This is a genomic window from Phormidesmis sp. 146-33, assembly GCF_052939515.1.
The window spans coordinates 1-14555 of record NZ_JBJPHU010000072.1; the positions used below are offsets into that span (position 1 = coordinate 1).

Sequence of the window (14555 nt, forward strand, 5' to 3'; positions counted from 1 at the left end):
CTCAGTCAAGCGAAATCTAAAAAAGATGAAAAAGCACCTTGAAAGGGCTGGTCTAAGTAGCTCGATTCGAGATAATCTATTTAATTCTTTAAACACAAAAAAGGGTAGACGAGATTGCCCACCCTTGAGAAGTTTTGAGTGTGAAATGAGGTTAGACGATCTCTTCGAGTTACCCGCAAGGGGTCGCCATGTCAGGTTCGCGCATTTTCATCGCTACAGCATCCGAAACGCCTGATCCGTAGACTTCACAGGAGTTGTTAGGACTCTCGATTAATTTGATTTTGTAAAGCTGTGCGCCGATGTTGCGAATCGGTTGTTCTAGCAGATCGCGAATATGTACGGCGATGTTTTCGGCAGTGGGAACAACTTTTTCAAAATATGCAATGTCTTTATTCAAAAAAGTGTGGTCAAAGGGTTCCGTCACGTAGTCTTCGATCGCTTTCTCAAACGCAACTAAATCTGCTAACATTCCCGTTTCTGGATCGATTTCACCTTTGATTGTGACTTCTAGATGATAGTTGTGGCCGTGACCATTGGGACGAGCGCACTTGCCATAGATTTCGCAGTTCTTTTCAAAGCTCAGATCGGGTCGGGCGAGACGGTGAGCGGCGCTGAAATGGGTGCTGACAGTGAGAAAAGCTTCCATAGAGTTTCCTTGGTAATCGGCCCAGAGTTCGGGGTGTTCGTAGAGGCGGATATTGACGATCGGCAAATGCGATTCTAGTTTGTGCCAGATGACTCGTGCAATATTCTCGGTGGTAGGCAAGGTCTGCTGAAACTCGACCCAGGCATCGTTGAGAAACGAGAAATCAAGCTGGCTGGTGACCTCTTTTTTGATGACGTGTTTGACATCTGTCAGGTTAAGCACCATGCCATATTCATCCAGATCGCCCAGCATCGACACATACAGCACATAGTTGTGGCCATGACCCATCGGACGGGCGCAGGCACCAAAGCGATCGAAGTTCTCCGCCTCGCTCAGATTGGGCAGCCAATATCGATGACTAGCCGAAAATTGGGCACGGCGATCAATGATACATTTCATAAATTGAGTCAGGAAGATTGGAGCTTGTAAAGTTACGTAAACTTACACTGTCCCTAGGATATCGAATTGCGGCAGAGAGTGATGACGAGTTTTGCTCAAATGTTCGACTTCTTGCAGAATAACTACTGGGAGTGTCCTAGTTCATCAAGCTGGTGAAATACCATCAACCTTATGTCTCAATTCGCCAAAGCGTAAGGTTCCGTTGGTGTCTAAAATCCACAGAATGTGTATCGTCCACTGTCCTGCTATTTGGTTGAGGAGTTTTTCAAGGGGAGCGGATTCTGATTCTGCCATAGATACTGGTAGTTTCTGATGTATTGTGCAGTTACTAAACGGTAACTACTTTACTTTGGAAACTCCTGCGTTTAGTGTCTACATAGATCTCTAGTGAATTCTACAGGTAGGGGCAAATATGAGAGATCAGAGCTGGTTTGTTGCTTTACTAATAGGGCTGATGTGCTTGATTCGGTTTAGTCTCAGCGCTGTTGGCTATGCTGACCCACAATGGCTGATGGAGCAACTTAACATCCCCATCGATCTAAACATCCAAATGCCTTACATCATTCGTGTTTGGGCAGTTAGAGACATTGTGCTTGCTGCGATCGTTGCTTTTGCAGATAGAAGTACTGTGAAAACACTTTTGTGGGCGTGCCTTGCCATTGATATGACCGATATCGTATCTGCACACTTGAGCAACGCAGCAGGGTTGTTTAATGCATCCGAAACTTGGTCGCTCAAACTGACTGCAATTGCTGCACTTGTTCCAGAACTCGCGGCGTTAGTTTTACTCACTATTCGCAAAACAGATAAGCCAGTTGACACCGAGAAGACGCAAGTAAAGAGTTCAGAAACCGCTGCCTAGCAAAGCCCGACAATCCCGCCGCATACTGCTCAGACAGACTTATCTCATCCCTCATTCCCTCTCGCGAAGTGGATTACCCCGAAAGGGGGAACAGATCATCGAAGTTCTCCCTCACCCTGTCGGCTCTACCATTCCCATATGCTCCCACCAGCGATTGAGGGGAAAGTATACCACAGGGGCCCACAGACTGCTGAGAATTGCTGAACTGAGTGCGACAAACTGGTGATACGTCCAGATCTCAGCGATCGACCGACCACCCAGCAAACTAAACTGAATCGCCGTCACCGTTTCGGCTAAGACTGCCATTCCAAATACAATCAGGGCAACCGAAATAAAATCTTCCTGCACGTAGCGCTGTTTTTGTAGCTTGGCCGTCAGCGCCCCGACGATCGCCAAACTCAACGCATGAGTCGGACTCGGAGCCGTCATTCCATCTTGTAGCAATCCCAACACCAATCCCGCAAACGCTCCCTGAAAGACCGATCGCTTCACACTCCAGGCCACCACCCAAACCAATAGCCAGTTGGGGCCAATTCCTGCCAGTTCCATCCCAGGGAGACGCGACGGCAATAGAATCAGACAGATTAGAATTGAACCGATCGTCACGCCCCAGTTCACCAGCGGACGAGAAAGAGGGTGCTGATCAAACAGATTGTCGAGAGCCGAGTTTTTCATCGTGCGGCATCCGGAGAAGGAGAAGCAGCCGGGGAGGGCAAATTAGTCGGAGAGGGAGACGGCACTGTTTTAGGAGGGGGCACCAGAGGTAACGGCTGCGCTAAATTTGGCGAATTGGGATAGACGACCGCCCACTCCAAATTATTCACCGGGGCAGAAAGCTCGATCACCGCTTCAGGAGCAGGACTTTTGGTGAGATCGACTGACTCAATCCGCCCGATCGGAATCCCCGCCGGAAACCGCCCACTCAGCGAAGAGGTCGAAACCACATCATCCCGCCGCACATCGGGCACTTTTTCATAAAATTCCATGACGGCTCGATTGGCTGACTTGCCGCGCATCAAACCCATCGATCGACTGCGGCTGACCGTCACGCCTACCCCGCTACTAGGGTCGCTCAACAGCAAAACTCGGCTCGTATTGGGCGTTACATTGTCCACTCGCCCGACCAGACCACCGGGACTCAGCACGATCGATCCCACTTCAATGCCGTCCCGACTGCCGCGCCCCAGCGTCACCTGCTGCCACCAATGATCTGCGCTGCGCCCGATCACGGGAGCCGTCACGCCCTTCACCTTTTTGCCGGATGTGAATCCTAAAAGCTCCTCTAGACGCTGATTTTTGCTTTCTAGCTCAATCAATCTTTGCTGTAACTCCAACAGTTGAGCGTTGGCAATGCGATCGACCTGGGTTGGCTTGGCTTGAAAAGGGCGGGTGAGAACCTGATAGGTCTCCATGAGCAACACCCCTTGAGTTTGCCGCACAATCAGGGCGGTTCCCAGGGCGAGGGTGGCTAGGGCAGCCTGAACTCCATATCGATCCCACCAGCGGCGCAGTGCGTACATTCAACCTACTCGTTTTGCTGGACTAACTTTACAAAAGGACACGTCTCATTTCAACGCTAAGGTCATTTTCCGCAGCGCGATCGCCCCATCAGGACGGTGACTCTAATCTAGCGAGGCGGACGAGTGCTAAATACGCGCTCAAGTTGTTTAAAGTTCTCCAACACGCGCCCCGTTCCTAGCACCACGCAACTGAGGGGGTCGGCCGCAACGTGAACGACAATCCCCGTTTCGTGACTGATGAGCGTATCGATTCCCTTCAGCAATGCGCCGCCGCCCGCCAGCATGATGCCGCGATCGATAATGTCGGCCGCCAGTTCGGGAGGAGTCCGCTCCAGAGTGCGCTTAACCGCATCGACGATGACCGAGAGTGGCTCAGACATGCTTTCTCGAATCTCGGGCCCTTTGATGGTGACGGTGCGCGGCAGCCCTGAGAGCAGGTGTAATCCGCGAACTTCCATGATGTCTTCGTCGCCCTGCGTGGGATAAGCTGACCCGATGGTGATTTTAATTTCTTCGGCGGTGCGTTCCCCGATTACCAGGTTGTGAACTTTTTTCATGTACTGCACGATCGCTTCGCTCAATTCATCGCCCGCGACACGCACCGATTCGCTCAAAACCGTACCTTGTAAGCTGAGAACGGCGACTTCTGTCGTGCCGCCTCCGATGTCGATAATCATGTTGCCCGTTGGCTCGGCTACTGGAAGACCTGCTCCGATCGCTGCGGCGACAGGTTCGTCAATCAGATACACTTCTCTCGCCCCGGCTTGGGAGGCGGCTTCCATAACGGCACGACGCTCAACGCCCGTAACGCCACTGGGGATGCCAATCACTATGCGAGGAGACACCAGTGTTTTGCCCTCATGCACTCGTTGAATAAAGTGTTTGAGCATCAGTTCGGCGGTGTCAAAATCTGCAATCACCCCGTCTCGCAGGGGACGCAGGGCAATCACGTTTCCGGGGGTGCGTCCCAACATTCTCTTGGCATCCTCCCCAACCGCCAAGGGGATTTTCTCGTTTTGATCCATCGCTACGACGGAGGGTTCTTGTAGAACAATGCCCTTACCCGATACGTAGACTAGTGTGTTGGCGGTTCCCAGGTCGATACCCATGTCCCGGGATAAGGAGAAGCGACTAAAAAGACCCACTATTCTATCCTCTAAATAACGCTATTGAGTACGCTCGGACGGGGTGAAATTTAACACCAAGACTAATCGATAGTGGATTTTATTACAGTTTCTTGCTTGAGTCTAGGTCATCTTGCATCAAATTGTAGGCTCAAGGTCTATTGAACCATTCTCCAGCGTGTTTCAAGCCTCAGATCACAAATTACTTTTAAGAGGTTTGTATTTTAGGACTTGCCCTGTGAAACCTGCGTTTTGGGCGTTTTGGTGCTTTGCTTACTCATACACTACACGCCTTACGGAGGCATATCAGCATAATAGAAAAAGGATTCCTATCAAATCAGTTGTCATCCCTAAAAATCACTGATGAATGGTGTAATTTGAACTAATTTTTGTTTTGACGTTGGGTTTAATTTGTTTTTAATACTAAGTGCGATGTGAGTGCGATCGTCGGCCCTAAATTCGCTTAACCCAGTTTAATGTTAAAATTCTAAGTACAAATGTATTGAAATGCATCAGGTGACCAAATTTGAGTACGATCGCACCTGATCATCTCGTATTCTAGAAGCACTTACAAACCGCGAGCGACAAATATGAGTCTAAACGTAGTGACGCTAGTAGGCCGCGTTGGTGGCGATCCAGATGTGAAGTATTTTGAGTCGGGCAGCGTGAAGTGTCGGCTGACGTTGGCGGTCAATCGTCAAACTCGCAATAGCGATCAGCCCGACTGGTTTAATTTAGAGCTTTGGGGCAAACAAGCTGATGTAGCGGCCAACTATGTGAGAAAGGGCAGTCTGATCGGAGTCAAAGGCTCTCTCAAGTTTGATACCTGGAAAGACCGCAACACTGGAGCCGATCGTACGTCCCCTGTCGTGCTGGTCGATCGGCTACAGTTGCTTGGCTCAAAGCGGGACAATGAAGGCGGTGGAGAAGCGACCTCTGGTGGGTATACAGAGGACTTTTAGAAACGCTGCATTCAGTCTCTAGATTCAGTAGCTAATCTGCAACGTGACTGATCCTTCGACGCGCTGATCTCCCCCGATGACAGGAGAGGGAGCTTTTGAGGCGGACACTCGCGCTGCAAAGTCTCCATATTCCGCAGGGCGCGGCGGTGGGGCAAACGCTCCGTTGACTTGAATGCTGACGATCTCTTTGCGCGTAAAGTTGAGAGCGTTTAACACCGAGTCAGCCTGACCTTGGGCATCCTGAGTAGCTTTGCGAAGCGCCTGTTTTTGGGCAGCGGCGATCGCGTCATCGGTAGCAATAAAGCTCACCCCTTCAATTCGAGTGGCTCCCGCTGAGACGGCATCGTCCAAAATTGTGCCAGCCTTCTCGGTCGGCAGTCGAAAGCTCACACTATTGGTTGCGGTATAGCCAACGAGCGTTTGAGTGTTGTTGTCGTAGCGATAAACCGGATTGAGGCTAATGCCCGTCGTCTCTAGCTTGTCTACACTGCGCGATTTGAGCAGCGTCACGACAGAGGTTGATCGCCGAGCGACGGCCTGCTGCGCTTCTCCTGCGGTTTTACCCTGAAATTCTACGCCTAATCTCACTTGGGTCAGTGTCGTGGGAATCTCTTCAAATCCTCGTCCAGTTACGGTTAAAGTTCGCATAAGTTTTTCTTGAGCGATCGCGGGACTGGCAAGTGTAAAACTGATCAACCCCAGAATGGGCAACGCTTTGAAGCGGCTCCAGGTAGAGTGAGACGGTTTGAGACTGGAAATCATTTTGTTGGCTCCTCACAGAAAGTTTTGAGATCGGTTTGGATTCTCTTACTCTGCCATTGGAGCGGAACGATCGTACTTCCTGTTACACTTTTCGCAACTCTGAGCCGAACGCTCTAGAATAGGACAGCCAATTTGACACCCATCTTAGAGAGGAAATCTGGCATGTTCAAGCGTTTAGGCGGCTATTTTCTAACGGGATGCTGGACGATTGCCATCCTTGCTGTGAGCACACCTCCCGTTTCGGCCCAACTGTTTAACAGTACGGTTGATCAGCTTTCGGTGAGCGATCGCACGACGCTGAGAAGGGGTCAACCGATGATCACGGGTGAGAAAGGCAGCTACACCGCCAGAGTGCTCGTCAAGGGTTCTCCAGCGATGGCCTGGTTAGTGCTGACGGACTATGGCAACTTTTCTAAATTTTTGCCTAATGTAGTTTCTAGTAAAATCTTGGAGTCAAAGGGCGATCGCAAGGTGGTCGAGCAAATTGACTCGCGCCAGGTCTTCTTGGTCACGATTCAATCGCGGGTGCGGTCGTCTATTGTCGAAAAGGCCAAGACTCGCATCGATTTTCAACTCGTGGAAGGTGACCTACAAAGTCTAAAGGGCTATTGGATGATTGAGTCGATCGCCCCTTTTAAGGGAGCAAAACCGACTCAAGTGCTGATTACTCAGGTCGTCGAGGCTCAACCTAGGTCAGGTACTCCCAGGAATGTGTTTTACAACGTTTTCAAAAGTTCTCTCAGTGACACGATGGAGGCGATCGGTCGAGAAGTGGGAAAACGGGAGAAGGGAGAACTGCGATGATCTGTTCCCCCTTTAGGGGTAATCCGCTGCGCGAGAGAGGATGAGGGATGAATTAAACTTGGATGAGATGGGGATAGAGTAGCGGTTTTGAGAGGAGTAAAGCGTTGATCTGGGTTGGGTAGATTGATTTTTCCGGAGATCGGATGAATTAGCGGAAGTTAAGTAGGTAGGCAGTTTGGGGTCTCATTTTTGACAGTTTTTGAGATTGTTGAACGAGATTTTTAACCTGCTGAGTGTGAGAGGGTTTGTTCTAAATTCAATTTTCTACAACGCTTTCATGAGTCTGGATCTATCCCTTCCCCAGTTTCTACTATGCTCCCACTGAGTCACCCAGCCGAAGCTCAAATTAAAGATCTTCCTCGTCACAACGATCACCTTCAATCATCGGCGCACGTGGATACTCAGAAAGCTTTTCAACTGATCGATCGCATTCTCCCCTTTGAAGCCTGCCTCTATCATCAGATTTTGCCGCTGTCTCTCGACGATCGCTGTCTCAAATTGGGTATGGTTTCGCTCGAAGATGTGGCTGCCCTGGACTACGTGCGGCGAATTCTCAGCTTTATGGACTACTCGCTGGTGCCCCAAAGCATTGCCTCCGAAGCTCACTACGCCATTCTCTCTGCCTATCTCAATCACACCAAAAACATTCAGTCCACGACAACGGAGCCACTGCTTCAAGCTCCCCAACAGAAAAAAACTGTCCCAGATCGCAACACTCAGGAAACATTTCTGGTCGATGCGCCCGATCAGCTAGAGGACATCAATCTACCGATCTCGCCTACGCAACCGCCCATCCATCCCACAGAGTTGCCCGGAGAATTGCAGAAAGTCGTGTTGAGCGATCGCCAAAATCTTCTAGAAACGCACGTCACAGATCCAGAGTTGGCGCGCACCTTTATTCTCAACGAAACGGCGCTTCCTCAAGAGTTGCCAACCCCAGGAGATGCGCTGCCGATGCTGACGGTTACGACTCACCATCAAGATAGCCCCATAGAGGTTTTGGCAACCCTGCCCCCGGCTCAACTTTTACAAGAGCTTTTAGGACGGGTTCTGACAGATGGGATTGGTCGGCTGTATTTTGAACGCAAGGCCCACGGCAGAATCCTCTGGAGCCAAAATGGAGTTCTCCAATCGGTTTTGCAAAGGTTGCCGCTGGCGGTCTTTCAGGGAGTGATTGATGAGCTGAAGGGCTTGACTCATCTGCCTTTGACCGCTGTCAAAAAACCAACTCAGGTCGAAATTGAGCGAGTCTATCAAAAAAATCGACTGCTGCTGAGATTGCGCGTCATGCCCGGTACTCATGGAGAAGAAGCCACTCTCCAGATTCTTCGAGGGGCTGCTCTTAAGTTTTATCAACAGCAGCAGTTAGCCAACCTGAGTCGAGATGCGCTGACCATTGCTCAGGATCTTCAGAAAAAAGTAGATGAAATCCGCGATCGCACCCGCTCTAGTCCCCAAGCGCTTGACCAATCCAACGTCGTGCCCAATCTCAGCCAGGTATTGAAGCTAATCGAACAACAGCTAGAAGCCCTGAAACGGCTTGAATAGATTGGCTTGAGTTTTGAGTTGGATATCAGAAGTGGCTTGAGGTTGGACGACCTCTGCTATGGAGAACCCAAAACTCAAAGGACTCTAAGCGATCGCCACCGCAGGCATCCAGCGACCTAGAGGCTTGCCCACAACTGCCAGATCTTTCATCAGTTGGTCAAAGTGATCGGGGGTTAGAGATTGCGGGCCGTCTGAAAGGGCTTTCTTGGGATCGGGGTGAACTTCAATCATCAGAGAATCGGTGCCTGCTGCGATCGAAGCCATCGCCATCGATGGAACGTATTCTGCGCGACCCGTACCATGACTCGGATCAATCATAATCGGCAGGTGAGTCAAAGAACGCAGGACAGGAATCGCTGCTAAATCTAAGGTATTGCGGGCATATTGGCGATCGAACGTCCGGATGCCTCGTTCACACAAAATCACATTGGGATTGCCTGCTGCCAAAATGTATTCGGCTGCCATCAGCCAGTCTTCAAAGGTGGCGGCCATGCCTCGCTTGAGTAAGATCGGCTTATCCTGAGCGCCAACTTTCTTAAGCAGCGAAAAGTTTTGCATGTTGCGGGCCCCGATTTGGATCACGTCAGCCACTTCTGCCAGCATCTCTAAATCGGCTGCGTCCATCAGTTCGGTGATGATCCCCAGACCAGTAGCTTCGCGGGCAGCAGCCAACAAACCCAAAGCGCTCTCGCCGTGTCCCTGGAATGCGTAGGGCGAAGTCCGAGGCTTGAATGCACCTCCCCGAAGGAACTGGGCCCCGGCTGCTTTGACTCGTCGCGCCGTTTCGACAATCATGGCTTCATTTTCGACCGAGCAGGGGCCAGCTACCACCACGAGAGGATGCTGTTCGCCAAAGTAGATCGTGCCGTTAGGGGTTGGAACTGCGACTTCGCTGGGTTCGCCTTGACGGTATTCGCGGCTGGCTCGTTTGAAGGGTTGCTCAACGCGCAAAACCTGTTCAATCCAGGGGCTAACTTCCTGAATCTGCAACGGATCCATTTCGATGGTGTCGCCGACTAGACCAATGACAACCTTGTGCTTACCGACGATCTTTTCGGGGGTGAGTCCCCAGTTTGTGAACTCCTGGTCAATGCGGGTCACTTCGGCTTCCGGGGTGCCGATTTTCATCACCACGATCATGTTAAAGTCCCTGCTGTGTTGTGGATATGCAGAATGATGCGTGAACTGTTGAACGAAGCTAATACAGTTCAAATTTAATAGTATGACAAGTTGGAGGGTCGCGATCGACCAAGCCAGCTAACAGCCCTGGATCGAACCCAAAACTAATCGCCGATCGCTCGCTCTCTAGATTCTTTCCAGGCAGATCTCAAGCGCCTAAAGTTGGTCACAAACTCCTCATAGCCCAGTCGAGTTCCTACTCTCTCTTCATCCCAGGAGGCGGAGAGAATGCCGTAGGAAAGCCCGATCACGCCCAACCCAAGAAAGCCCATGCTCACCAGCAACACCACCACATTGGGCAACTTAAACCAACCGTTGGTGACGACAAAGTAGCTAACTACAAAGGTCAACATCCCTAGCAGCGTGGGTAGCGCGCAAAAAGACACCATTCGCCGGGCCATACGATCGCTAACAACCTTCGGAATTCCAAGCTGGTCGGGAGTCGATCGCCGAACCTTGCTTGCTTTGGGCGGCTTGACGGGGCTGTCTGGTGCAGGCTTTTCAGTTTGCGAGGGTTTGCGGCTCTCAGCACGAGACTTTTTTTTGGCTGGTTTTTTCCCTTTGTCTGCCACGGGCTTATCAGCTTTTTGCACAGGCTTTTTGCGCGTCTGAGCAGGCTCAAAAGGAAGACGTTCTGATTTAGATTTGGGTTCGCTAGATTCGGAGGACATGGCGCAAAGGCTCCTTAACCCCGAATGCCGAGGCGAGTGATCAGGGCGCGGTATTTTTCTGGGCTGCGCTTGTTGATGTAGGCCAGCAGACGTTTGCGCTGACCGATCATTTTTAGCAGACCCATGCGAGAAGCGTGGTCTTTTTTGTTGGTTCTCAGATGCAGACTCAGTTTGTTGATGCGTTCAGTCAGCATCGCGACTTGGACTTCGGACGATCCGGTGTCAGTTTCGTGAACTTGATAGTCGGAGATAATTTCTTGCTTGCGCTGTTGCAGCAGTGCCATGACCTAAAGCTTTCCCTATTCAAAATGAGTAATGCCAGTTTTTAATATTATCACAGCCAGTCGGAAGCAGGGAGCGAAATGACTAAAGAAGGACATTGAGCCGGAGATTAGGGACTAAAAACCTACTCTGTTCAAAGTCTAGTGTCTAAGGTTCTGCGTCCAGGCTCTCTTCCTGTGCTTTTTAAAATTGTAGGGGCGGATCGATCAGGCGAGTGGTTTCGGGCGTTGAAATTTTTTGGGGAGGCGACATCGATCGCAGCACACACCAGCTAAAGACGGGCAGCGTCAGTAAAACCAGCATGATGGGAAAGGCAAAGTCCTGAATTCGGTATGACTTTGGGCGTGGAGAAAGGCGCGGGCGAGCATTGATTCTGCTGGGTGAACATTTGAGCAAGGCTTCTGCTTCTCTAAAACTGAGATTAAGCCCCAACTGGTAGACCGTTTTCTCAGCAATAATGTCCCAATCCTCGATACTATTTCGAGGAACTATTGGGGGAATTGAAGCTGGAGTTTGCGAGTTTACCTGCAAATCTTTATGCAAATCTTTGAGAACCTCAGCAACAGATTGATAGCGTAAATTGGTGGCGTTTTCTAATAGTTTGTTGATGATTTTAACAAGAGAATTGCTGACTGAATGGGTCATATAATCTTGCCAAATCCAGTTGGCTTCACTGCCGTCGTAGAGGTCAAAGGGCGACATTTGGGTGAGGAGGTGAATGCAGGTTGTGCCCAAACTATAGAGGTCGCTGGCGAAGACGGCTTTTCCTCTGGTCTGTTCGGGGGCAATATATTCGGCGCTTCCGATTAGCGTTCCGGTGTGGGCGAGGGTGGTTTTGGTTGCGTGTTTTGCGGCACCGAGATCAACTAAATAAAGCTTTTGGGTGTGGCGATCGCGAATAATATTGGCGGGTTTGATATCTCGATGAATCACCTGGCGATCGTGAATAAATTGCATTACAGGCAGCAAATCCTCAAGTAGCTGCCAGATTTGAGATTCAGTAAACGGCCCGTCGTCTGTCAGTTCTTGAGCGAGATTGCGCCCGTCGATGAGTTCTTGAATTAAATACTGATGTCCGGCTTGTTCAAGATGATCGAGCAGAGTGGGAATTTGAGGATGTTTGCCGAGTTCTCTGAGTCGCTGGGCTTCTTGACGAAATAGGGTAGAGGCTTTTTCTAGATGGTCGATGCCCTGTTGGGGAAAAAATTGTTTGATGATGCAGCGGCGTGAGGCGTGTGAGTCGATCGCCCAAAACGTTCTGCCAAATCCGCCTTGAGCAATCGGTTTGACCGCGAAATAGCGATTTAGCAACCTCAGTTCTGACCCACAAGCAGCACAAGTTTCTGTGAGGTCTGAGTTGTTTGGAGCGAGACAGGTGGGGTTGAGACAATAACTCATCTTTTGCGAGGGGATGAGGGAGGAGGGAAGAGGGAGAACTGCGATGATCTGTTCCCCCTTTGGGGGTAATCCGCTGCGCGAGGAGGGATGAAAGAACGGCTTCATTTAGATGGGTGCCCAACATTCTTTCACTTCGCTTTATTGATGTCCACTATCCACAGGTAACCTCCGGATCATCGCTAGGCATTTGAACAATTTAATGACTGGGCGACATAAGACAAGAAGATTTATCGAAAGAATATCGCTCTAATCAACGATATTCTGCATCAACTATTTGCCGGGCTGGGCAAGCCTGAACCATTTTGAGTTGTCAATTTCACGATGACGACTAAAGCAGGTTGCGATCGCGCTCTAATTCCACGCGCTTCTGGTTAGGGCTAAAAAATGTGGAAGAGTGCTGGGTTTCCTTTTGTTAGGTTGGGTCTTCTGATTTTTGCTCAGTTTGAATAATCGCCTGTCTGAAACCCAAAACTACCAGAATGTTAGAAAGGGTCAAAAAGGATTCTGCGCTGCCGTGGAGCCAATCGACGTTTGCGAGTTCTGCGCCGTACTTCACCTTTGCGTAGATGCCTGCGGGAATGGTCACCGCGACAAAAACCAGCGTCATGTAGAAGCCGATGAGAGCGAGACGAGGCGTTTTACCCGATCGCGTCAAAAACCACAGAAATCCCAAATACGGGAATAGCGACAGTCCAAATAGCGTTTCTTTCGTCATTCTAAAAAGTGATTTTGGAGCGTTACGAATGAATTCGACTAAAGCGGGTTTAGGCGTTGGGGCTGCTTTGGGTTGAGCGCCAGATCCACCAGCCCGCAATCATTAAGGTGATGTTTCCCACAACAGTCATGGCGGCTTGGAGCGTGACCACCCATGCTAGTGAAGGCGGATTGTTGAAGAAATGCCACGTACAGGCACACATGGCGCTGACTAGAGCGGGCAACATTCCCCAGGAGAGCGATCGCCACGCTAGATTTTGGCTCACTTCGGCATAGCGCCAGATCAGCCAGATTGCGGCGATCCATTCAATGACGCTAGAGACATGAATCACCCAGGTAGGGATCGAAAGGGCTTGCATAAAAGGAGTTTTGAGTTAAGTTTTGAGTTTTGAGTTTTGAGTTTTGAGGGGCTGTCCTTTAATCTAAAAACTCAGCGTTTCTTTAAGTATGGAGCAGATGCGGGCAGTTTTGTGCGGCTATTACGGGATGGGAAACGGCGGAGATGAGGCGTTGTTGGCTTCACTGCTGCAAATGTTGCCGTCTGAAATTACGCCGATCGTTCTCTCTGGCAATCCTCAACAAACTCACGATCGCTATGGGGTGACGTGCTGCGATCGCAAGTCTTTTTTATCTGTGGTGCAGGCGTTGCGGCGATCGCAAATTCTGATCTGGGGCGGCGGCAGTTTGATGCAAGATGCGACCAGTGCCATGAGTCCGTTTTATTACGGCGGTTTGATGAAGCTGGCTCAGTGGATGGGTTTGAGAACGATCGCTTGGGCCCAGGGAGTTGGCCCGCTCAACCGTCCGATCAGTCGCTGGCTGGCGAAACAGGCCTTTAAAGGCTGTGATGGGGTGAGTGTGCGCGATCGCGGCTCGGCAACTCTGTTAAACGATTGGCAAATTCCGTTTGTGATGGCTCCTGATCCGGTTTGGGCGATGGAGTCTGAACCAGTTAAAGGATTGTGGGATTTGCCTGCGCCCAGAGTCGCGGTGAATCTGCGGGCCCATCGCCTTCTGACTCCCGATCGTCTCGCAACGCTGACTCGCGCTCTGGCAGACTTTCAGAAAGCGACTCAGACCTGCTTGATTTTGTTGCCCTTTCAGAAAAGTCAGGATTTAGCGATCGCCCAATTCATTCAGCCTCAGCTTCCGGGTGCCAGCAAGATTTTGGTTTTGGAGAATCCCCAGGAATTGAAGGGCGTTTTTCGGGGGGTGGAGATGGCGATCGCGATGCGGTTTCACGGACTGATCATGGCCGCTGCTGAAGGCTGTCGATGTTTTGCGCTGAGCTATGACCCCAAAGTGAGCCAACTGATGGTCGATTTAGAGATTCCTGGCTGGGAATTATCAGAAATTCCAACGAGCGCCAATCAGATTAGCCAAACCTGGATAGAGCTTTACGCCAACGGCGATGCTTTGTCAGATGACCAGATTGGATCACTCGTCGATCGCGCTCTGATGCACCAAGACATTCTGCAAATCGTCAAGCCTCTGTGAGAGTAATTCTGAGAGTTCAGAAAGCTCCTCAACAAGAGGATTGTGAACCATCCTGTCCGAAAGTTCCTCAGAATTGGCAGCCTGGGGGCAGAAGACTTGAACAACACAGCAAAGATCGCGATTGCAGTCTCAAACTCCGCACCCCTTAAAATGTGACTTCTATGACAGAAATTTCAAACGGTTGGAT

At 50.4% G+C, this 14555-nt stretch carries 16 protein-coding genes; 5 read left to right on the forward strand and 11 right to left on the reverse strand.

Annotated elements, in window-relative coordinates:
• Window positions 1-169: 169 nt before the first annotated feature.
• Window positions 170-1045: a 6-carboxytetrahydropterin synthase gene (locus ACJ2PR_RS23645; protein ID WP_446869097.1), complete on the reverse strand. Its 876-nt coding sequence runs from the start codon at window positions 1043-1045 to the stop codon at window positions 170-172.
• A 412-nt stretch (window positions 1046-1457) separates the two neighbouring features.
• On the opposite strand from ACJ2PR_RS23645, the gene ACJ2PR_RS23650 reads away from it, so the two are divergent.
• Entirely contained in the window at window positions 1458-1907 is a 450-nt protein-coding gene (locus tag ACJ2PR_RS23650; RefSeq protein ID WP_446878788.1) for a hypothetical protein, read from the forward strand.
• Window positions 1908-2018: 111 nt separating this feature from the next.
• Here ACJ2PR_RS23650 and mreD read toward each other — a convergent pair whose 3' ends face one another.
• From mreD to ACJ2PR_RS23665, 3 genes are all read right to left on the reverse strand, one after another.
• Window positions 2019-2582 carry a rod shape-determining protein MreD gene (gene mreD / locus ACJ2PR_RS23655; protein WP_446862137.1) on the reverse strand — a complete coding sequence of 188 codons (564 nt, stop codon included), beginning with the start codon at window positions 2580-2582 and terminating at the stop codon, window positions 2019-2021.
• Entirely contained in the window at window positions 2579-3427 is an 849-nt protein-coding gene (mreC, locus tag ACJ2PR_RS23660) for a rod shape-determining protein MreC (RefSeq protein ID WP_446869093.1), read from the reverse strand. Before mreC ends, mreD begins: the two co-directional genes overlap by 4 nt.
• A 107-nt stretch (window positions 3428-3534) precedes the next feature.
• Window positions 3535-4536, reverse strand: coding sequence for a rod shape-determining protein (locus tag ACJ2PR_RS23665; RefSeq protein ID WP_446862135.1), 1002 nt, complete (start codon window positions 4534-4536; stop codon window positions 3535-3537).
• Window positions 4537-5141: 605 nt separating this feature from the next.
• Between ACJ2PR_RS23665 and ACJ2PR_RS23670 the strand changes: the two genes are divergently transcribed.
• A complete protein-coding gene (locus tag ACJ2PR_RS23670; protein ID WP_446869092.1) occupies window positions 5142-5513 on the forward strand; it encodes a single-stranded DNA-binding protein in 372 nt (123 codons plus the stop codon).
• A 24-nt stretch (window positions 5514-5537) separates the two neighbouring features.
• Here ACJ2PR_RS23670 and ACJ2PR_RS23675 read toward each other — a convergent pair whose 3' ends face one another.
• A complete protein-coding gene (locus ACJ2PR_RS23675) occupies window positions 5538-6275 on the reverse strand; it encodes an SIMPL domain-containing protein (RefSeq protein ID WP_446869091.1) in 738 nt (245 codons plus the stop codon).
• 162 nt (window positions 6276-6437) lie between these two features.
• Here ACJ2PR_RS23675 and ACJ2PR_RS23680 point away from each other — a divergent pair, with 162 nt between their 5' ends.
• Window positions 6438-7079, forward strand: a complete 642-nt coding sequence (locus ACJ2PR_RS23680) for an SRPBCC family protein (protein WP_446878789.1) — start codon at window positions 6438-6440, stop codon at window positions 7077-7079.
• 312 nt (window positions 7080-7391) lie between these two features.
• Window positions 7392-8627, forward strand: a complete 1236-nt coding sequence (locus ACJ2PR_RS23685; protein ID WP_446878790.1) for an ATPase, T2SS/T4P/T4SS family — start codon at window positions 7392-7394, stop codon at window positions 8625-8627.
• An 84-nt stretch (window positions 8628-8711) separates the two neighbouring features.
• Here ACJ2PR_RS23685 and aroF read toward each other — a convergent pair whose 3' ends face one another.
• The 6 genes from aroF to ACJ2PR_RS23715 all read right to left on the reverse strand — a co-directional run bounded on the left by aroF (window position 8712) and on the right by ACJ2PR_RS23715 (window position 13230).
• Window positions 8712-9755, reverse strand: coding sequence for a 3-deoxy-7-phosphoheptulonate synthase (aroF, locus tag ACJ2PR_RS23690; RefSeq protein ID WP_446878791.1), 1044 nt, complete (start codon window positions 9753-9755; stop codon window positions 8712-8714).
• A 155-nt stretch (window positions 9756-9910) separates the two neighbouring features.
• A complete protein-coding gene (locus ACJ2PR_RS23695; protein WP_446862128.1) occupies window positions 9911-10477 on the reverse strand; it encodes a photosystem II biosynthesis protein in 567 nt (188 codons plus the stop codon).
• 14 nt (window positions 10478-10491) lie between these two features.
• Window positions 10492-10761, reverse strand: a complete 270-nt coding sequence (rpsO, locus tag ACJ2PR_RS23700) for a 30S ribosomal protein S15 (protein WP_446862127.1) — start codon at window positions 10759-10761, stop codon at window positions 10492-10494.
• A 181-nt stretch (window positions 10762-10942) separates the two neighbouring features.
• The gene (locus ACJ2PR_RS23705) at window positions 10943-12157 is read right to left on the reverse strand and encodes a protein kinase domain-containing protein (protein ID WP_446878792.1); all 1215 of its coding nucleotides are present in this window, start codon (window positions 12155-12157) and stop codon (window positions 10943-10945) included.
• Window positions 12158-12569: 412 nt separating this feature from the next.
• A complete protein-coding gene (locus ACJ2PR_RS23710; RefSeq protein ID WP_446862125.1) occupies window positions 12570-12872 on the reverse strand; it encodes a DUF3593 domain-containing protein in 303 nt (100 codons plus the stop codon).
• A 49-nt stretch (window positions 12873-12921) separates the two neighbouring features.
• Window positions 12922-13230: a DUF2499 domain-containing protein gene (locus ACJ2PR_RS23715; protein WP_446862124.1), complete on the reverse strand. Its 309-nt coding sequence runs from the start codon at window positions 13228-13230 to the stop codon at window positions 12922-12924.
• An 88-nt stretch (window positions 13231-13318) separates the two neighbouring features.
• Here ACJ2PR_RS23715 and csaB point away from each other — a divergent pair, with 88 nt between their 5' ends.
• Window positions 13319-14368 carry a polysaccharide pyruvyl transferase CsaB gene (gene csaB / locus ACJ2PR_RS23720; RefSeq protein ID WP_446878793.1) on the forward strand — a complete coding sequence of 350 codons (1050 nt, stop codon included), beginning with the start codon at window positions 13319-13321 and terminating at the stop codon, window positions 14366-14368.
• Window positions 14369-14555: the final 187 nt, after the last annotated feature.